Annotated in this window: 7 protein-coding genes; all 7 read right to left on the bottom strand. The window is 36.9% G+C overall.

Annotated elements, in window-relative coordinates:
* Positions 1-89: 89 nt before the first annotated feature.
* A complete protein-coding gene (gene yhbH / locus RZN25_17760; GenBank protein ID MEQ6378654.1) occupies positions 90-1,259 on the bottom strand; it encodes a sporulation protein YhbH in 1,170 nt (389 codons plus the stop codon).
* 306 nt (positions 1,260-1,565) lie between these two features.
* Entirely contained in the window at positions 1,566-3,116 is a 1,551-nt protein-coding gene (locus tag RZN25_17755) for a polyamine aminopropyltransferase (protein ID MEQ6378653.1), read from the bottom strand.
* A gap of 110 nt (positions 3,117-3,226) precedes the next feature.
* Positions 3,227-3,622: a DUF350 domain-containing protein gene (locus RZN25_17750; GenBank protein MEQ6378652.1), complete on the bottom strand. Its 396-nt coding sequence runs from the start codon at positions 3,620-3,622 to the stop codon at positions 3,227-3,229.
* 24 nt (positions 3,623-3,646) lie between these two features.
* A complete protein-coding gene (locus RZN25_17745) occupies positions 3,647-4,246 on the bottom strand; it encodes a DUF4247 domain-containing protein (GenBank protein ID MEQ6378651.1) in 600 nt (199 codons plus the stop codon).
* Positions 4,247-4,333: 87 nt separating this feature from the next.
* A complete protein-coding gene (locus RZN25_17740) occupies positions 4,334-5,002 on the bottom strand; it encodes a PspA/IM30 family protein (protein MEQ6378650.1) in 669 nt (222 codons plus the stop codon).
* A gap of 20 nt (positions 5,003-5,022) precedes the next feature.
* Positions 5,023-5,529 carry a DUF4178 domain-containing protein gene (locus RZN25_17735; protein MEQ6378649.1) on the bottom strand — a complete coding sequence of 169 codons (507 nt, stop codon included), beginning with the start codon at positions 5,527-5,529 and terminating at the stop codon, positions 5,023-5,025.
* A 368-nt stretch (positions 5,530-5,897) separates the two neighbouring features.
* Positions 5,898-6,494, bottom strand: a complete 597-nt coding sequence (locus RZN25_17730; protein MEQ6378648.1) for a DUF421 domain-containing protein — start codon at positions 6,492-6,494, stop codon at positions 5,898-5,900.
* Positions 6,495-6,558 lie beyond the last annotated feature (64 nt).

Genomic DNA, 6,558 nt, shown 5'->3' with positions numbered 1-6,558 from the left:
GCCCGTAAATGTCCGATTGGTTCAAGGACCTTTAGGTTATACCCTTGGTCCCAAAATCAGTTGGGGACCCCACTGATTGAAATTTTACTTTATTGTGCCAACTTCTGATCCGCTTCCTTGCTGAAGAAATGCTTCATGGCATAAAAAACATCGGGTTTTCTTCGTAAAATATAGTGACGGAATTTGGGATCTTCAATATTTCGATAGACCGACATTAAGCTGGAGTGACGATTATATTGATTTAGTTCACCATACCCAAACATGCTAGAGACTTCCATAAGTTGATTGACTAAATCTATGCACCGTTTGTTGTCAGAGGATAAATTGTCTCCGTCTGAGAAATGAAAAGGATAGATATTATAGCTTTCCGGTGAGTATTTTTGTTCAATCAATTCAAGGGCCTTTCGATAAGCCGAAGAACAAATCGTTCCTCCACTCTCTCCTTTTGAAAAGAAATGCTCTTCACTAACAACTTTGGCTTCTGTATGATGGGCAATAAATTCTATTTCGACGGTTTCATATTTTGTTCGTAAAAATCGAGTCATCCAAAAGAAGAAGCTACGGGACATGTACTTTTCCCATAAACCCATTGACCCCGAAGTGTCCATCATAGCTAAGACTACGGCTTTTGAATCTGGTTTTATTTTTTCGTCCCATGTCTTATACCGAACATCCTCTGGATAAATTGGATAAAAACTTGGTTCCTTTTGCATAGCATTTCTCTTAAATGCTTCAAGCATCGTTCTCTTTTTATCAATATTGCCAGTAAGACCGGTTTTACGAATGTCTGTAAACTCAATATCCGTCAACACGATATTATCTTTTTCCTTTTGTTGAAGATTTGGAAGCTCTAAATGAGCAAAAAGATGTTCTTCTACCTCCTCCAAATCAACTTCTGCTTCATAATAATCCTGACCTGGCTGATCACCAGCTTCTTGACCTTGCCCCGGTGCCTTTGCCTGGTCTGATCCATCTCTTGCAACGACATCTCCTACCTGACTTTTGCCATCGCCCTGGCCTACATGTTGATTCTTGTCATAATTGTAACGAATTTTGTACTCATCAAGGGAGCGAATGGGAATCTTCACAACGTCTTTACCATTTGACATAATGATACTTTCCTCCGTGATCAAATCGGGGAGATGTTTTTTCAGTGCATCCTGCACCTTCTCCTGATGTCGATTTTGATCGTCTTTCCCTTTCTGGTGGAGGGACCAGTCTTCTTCTGAAATGACGAAATTCCTACCTGACTTCCTCACCCGAAGCCCTCCTTTACTTTTACTTATATCCTATGCACTAAATTCAAGTTTGATTAAAAATTCTGAAAAATAGTTAACTATCTTTATTGATAAAACCCCGTAATAACAGTGTTTATCTTGACCAAATTTTTTTAAAAGCTTTTTTAAAAGGAGTAGTAGGCGGAAATAGCGGAGAAAACTACTTTATCTTGTTTGGTTGGTTCATTTTAGTGCCACCAACAGACGCTCCTAAGATCAAAAATACTCAATTAAAAAAGATGATTCCCAAAATGTAAAGGAATCATCTGATAATTTTATTTGGCCTGCTCAATAATGCTGCCAAGCTTTCATATATTCTTCAATAATGATGGGATGGGTTAGGGTATTAATTTCAATTTCTACCAATTCACCATCTTCATCATAGATTTCACTGTCAATATCCTTGCCAAATTGAGTAAGGCTTTGCATAACTTCACTAGTCAAAAATTTAGTTTCCTTATCGATTTCTACTTCAGCAAGGTTGACTGGCTCACGTTTCGCTAAAACAAATCCCCAATTCCCGAAGCTCGGAATATCCACCTGTAGATTTTCTGTATACAACTCTGTAGCCTCTATCGTCTCATTAATCATCCAATACACTTTGGTTGCAAAGGTTGGGCTCGTGGCTTGAACCATTAACGAACCTCCTGGTGAAAGATGATTTCTCAGCAACTGGTAAAATTGCAAAGTATAAAGCTTACTTAAGGATTCATTATTAGGATCAGGAAGATCAACTAGAATAACATCATAGAAATCATCAGAATCCTCAATAAATCGAAAAGCATCCTGGTTCACAATATTTAGACGAGGGTCTGACAAAGCGTCCTCATTCAATCGAATAATGTCATGATTCGTACTAGCTAATTCAATCACAGCTGGGTCCAAATCCACTAGAGTTATAGATTGAACTTCGTCGTACTTTTTGAGCTCGCGAACAGCTAGTCCGTCTCCACCGCCTAAGATCAGAATATTTTCTCTGGAAACAGCTGACGCCATGGCCGGATGAACTAAAGTCTCATGATACCGATATTCGTCAACAGAGCTAAACTGTAGCTGTCCATCCAAATACAGCCTTAAGTCTCCCTGCTCCTTCGTTAGAATAATTTGTTGATACTCACTGCTATTGTTATAAATAATTGGGTCTCGATATAGTTTTTGTTCAAAGGTAAATGCCATTTCTTCTCCCCAAAAAACTCCCAAAATAAGTGTCAATAAGATGAGTACTCCTATTCCTCCATGCTTTTTATAAGTTGGGATCTCTTTTCTAAAATAATGAAGTAACCACAAGGCTATAATGACATTGATCATGGCCACCACAAAAGCAGTTTTCACTAATCCTAATTCGGGTCTAAGCAGGTAAACAAAAAGTAATCCACCAATTAACCCTCCCGCATAGTCCGAAAATAACACCCTGGCTGCACTTCGATTAAGAGTTTCTCCTATTTCATTCGCTTTTCTTATTAAAATAGGCAATTCCACCCCAGAAAGAGCTCCAACTAGCAGTGTAACCGCGTATAGAAAGAAAGCATCCGTTCCACTACTTAAAAATGCTGTAATTCCAAAAAGAAGGAAAATTGAAAAGCCACCTACTAACCCTATCAAGTACTCTATCCAAATAAACGATAAGATCAGATTTTTGGTTACTTTCTCACTGATCGATGCACCTATTCCCATCCCTGTTAAAAATAGTGAAATGGTTAAAGTATATTGCTTTACTCCATCACCTAACAGGTAAGACCCAGCTGCGCCAAAAAGAACTTCGAAAATAATTCCACAAATGGATACAATGCCTGATGCCCAATAGATCGCTTTTGTCTGTTTAATTCCTTCATTCCCCACTGTATATTCTCCTTTGACGAAACCTTGAAAGTTATGAAATGTTATCTAGCATAAATAACCATGGATTTCATCTTTATCAGCGAGAAATCCATGGTTATAAAAATGGCCTATTATGTAATAGACGCTCCAATGACTAACGCAAGACCTACTGATACCGCAAAACTAATCAACCCTATAGAGACATTTCCTTTTTTCAATTGTTCTTCCACAGAAAAGTTGCGCGTAACTGCCTCAAAAATAAAGTACGCTAGCATTTGTAATACGACTCCAAAAAGCCCCCAAATCAATGTATCTAAAACTTTATCACTGCTATAGACTGCGAATGCGAGAATAATACAAATCCCAATAATTTTACCCGAAATAGATAAACCAACAGCTTTGTTATTATTTAAAACTTCGTCCCAATCCTTATACTTACGTGTTAACATTTCAAAAATCACTAGGCCAACGATAACTATAATAATAGCAATTGCAAAATATAACAATGTTAATAAAAATGGATTCATTCTATATATACATCCTCTCTCCAATTATTTTCCTGCTCCAGGACCTCCACCACGAACGGTTGTACCACGAACGGACGGAGTATTTTTATAACCTTTAAAACTTCCACCCGAAGTACTATAACCTCCGTAACATCGCTCTGGGTTGCTATTACAACTGATTTTTCGATTCTTTCCCCAATCATCCACATCTAACACATCATCAAGAATAGTCATTAAAAGCATACCTTGAAAGAAACTAGGATTAAAATTATTTCTTACAAATTCCTTGTTCGCAACCTCTATTAAAGTATTAGAAGAGTTTTCTTCATCCTGAGATAAGATAACAAACATATCATTATAGACAAGAGCTTTTCTATTCTCATTCTCTTCACTTACTTGAACAGGCGTCTTTACTCCCTCTATCTCGGAAGCAACTTCATCTAAGGATCTTCCTTCAGCAGAATATATTTCAGAGTAGTTAGATGAATCTACTGTACTTGATACTACGTCATAGAGGGGATATTTGCTTTGAACATACGATGCTACTTCTCCATCATAAATCGTTTGATAACCAGAGTTTACCGTTGAACATGCACTCAAAAGCAGTAAGGCCAGGAAACCAACAGTAAATAATACCTTTTTCAAAATTGCACCCCCTTTTAAAAAAGAGTAAGCACCAAAGAAATGCCCTTCTCCCCTAAAAACGAGAGGAAGGGCATTCCTCAGATTCTTCTATTCTTTTGAAATTTTTTTCTTCAACGCTTCTAACTCATCATCAACAGTATCTTTCTCTAGGGCTTCGAATTCATCATCTAGACTCCGATTAGAAGAGTGGAGATCTTCACTAGTTTCAGCCTCCGCTTCAAGGTTCATTACCTTCTCTTCCATTCTTTCAAACCCTTGTCTTGATTTGTCATCACCAATAGAAGACATGGCACGGTTCATCTTTGTTCTTGTCTTGGCTGATTCCGCTCTCGCTTTTAAAGCGTCCTTCTTCATTTGCATTTCATGATATTCATTTTTCATTTCATCTAACTTATTTCGTAGGGTATCTGCATCTGCTTTAGCACGAGTATAAGATTCTTTAAAAGATTCAGCTTGGGCACTTTGAGATTTTTTATCCTCCAGTGCTTTTCTTGCTAAGTCTTCATTTCCCGCTTCCAAGGCCTTGATCGCCTGTTCCTCTCTTTTTTGCACCAATTTTTCCGCATCTTCATATTTTCTTTGAAGCAACTTCTCATTAGAAATTAACTTTGCAACAGCTGTCTCAGATTCACGAATATCCTCAGCCATTTCCCTCATAAATTGATCCAGCATTTTAACCGGATCTTCCGCCTTATCGATCATAGCATTTAATTCTGAACTTACCACCGTTGATACTCGTTTAAAAAATTTAAACATTTTCATTCCTCCTTGATTATTTATGAACCTGCAATAATTTTTATTTCATATTCATCTATTGAGAATCCATAGCTCACTTCAATTTCACTACCCCATATTTCAACAGAAAGGAATTGTTCTTCCCCATCATCACAATAATCAAAATAACGACAATTCATATCATTAACATTTGATCCTTGTCCTTCTCCCTTTACTCGAGCTGTTCCATTTTCGTCTAAATAATAAGTTACTCCTTCATGTTCGATCTTTTTAGGTAGAGGTTCAGATAGTTTCATCTTGACTTTTTCATATATTCCAACATAAAGTTCATCATCCATCTCAACACTTAACCACAATGTTTTTTTCCCTTGAAGCTGATAAGCTATCCATTCAAAGCCATGATCATTATAGATCAGTTTCCCAACCACTTGATAATCATGAAGATCATAAGTAATGATATCTCCCACCTGTATATTCATAACCGTACGTTCATTAATGTTAGACTCAGGTGCCTCTTTGCGACCAAATAAACCTCGAAAAAACCCCATGAATTCACTTCCTTTTTTCTATTAGGAAGGTTGTATACTTCCCAACCCACTAAAAATGATCTCCCTTAATAAATACGTGAATAAACAAAAGAAGTTTCAAAATAAATTTAAAATATTACTAAACTCATAATAACACTTTTAATGGCCCAAGGATGAATAACTCTGTATTTTTCTATTAGAAAAACTTGGTTTATCGTTAAAGGGATTTTTGAAGGCGTATTTTGCTTTCTCAGAAGCCCTTATCCTCTTCTGCCCGTTCATACGGGATAAATAGCTGACAGTATAAAAAAAAAAGCATGTGAAACTGGCTCACATACCATAATGTCCTTTCCTATTTCTAATGATAGATTCTTCTCTAGGTTTGACTCCTAATGTAACCGTTCAGGATAAGTTTCCGTATTTTCCTCTTGATGAATTTCACTAAATAAATTTGTCGTGGTGGGAGATTGTTGTGCTGGAATGTTATATCCCAATTGCGACATCATTTTCTTAAATTCTCCCACCGTTAACGGCTCTTTATCTGGGATTAATTCGTAACCTAGCTGCCCATTAGGTTCTATAGTAGCTGTTTTCACATCTGAAATTTGCTTAATACCTTTCTGTCGTAACTGTATCTCTAATTTATCTACGGTTAAACGTAACTTCTTCATTGTTTTTTCTTGAAGTTGACCATTTTCAATGACCACTTTTGATTTACCTGTAAGTAACTTCTCTAAAGAATTGAACTTCATCGTTAAATATTCCGTAGCCATTAAAAATATAATAAATATAGCTGCGGCAACAATAGTATTAATCAATCCACGATCTGCGACAGGCTGAACTATGATGGAACCAATAGAAATCATGACAACGGTTGTCGCAATGGTCATCTGAGATACAGATTTCCTTCCGACAAATCGCAGAAGAATAAAACCAGCAGCAACCATCACAATTGCTCTCCCGATAATCGCAAGGTTAATGCCCATATTGTATAAACCTCCCTTTTTGAAACTTTTTAAGAAAAGCGCAAGCGCCCTTCGAAACAAGAAA

It is taken from the genome of Bacillaceae bacterium S4-13-56 (assembly GCA_040191315.1).
Classification (GTDB): Bacteria; Bacillota; Bacilli; order Bacillales; family JAWJLM01; genus JAWJLM01.
The sequence above is the reverse complement of the archived record's forward strand: the minus strand, read 5'-3'. Positions and strand labels throughout refer to the sequence as shown.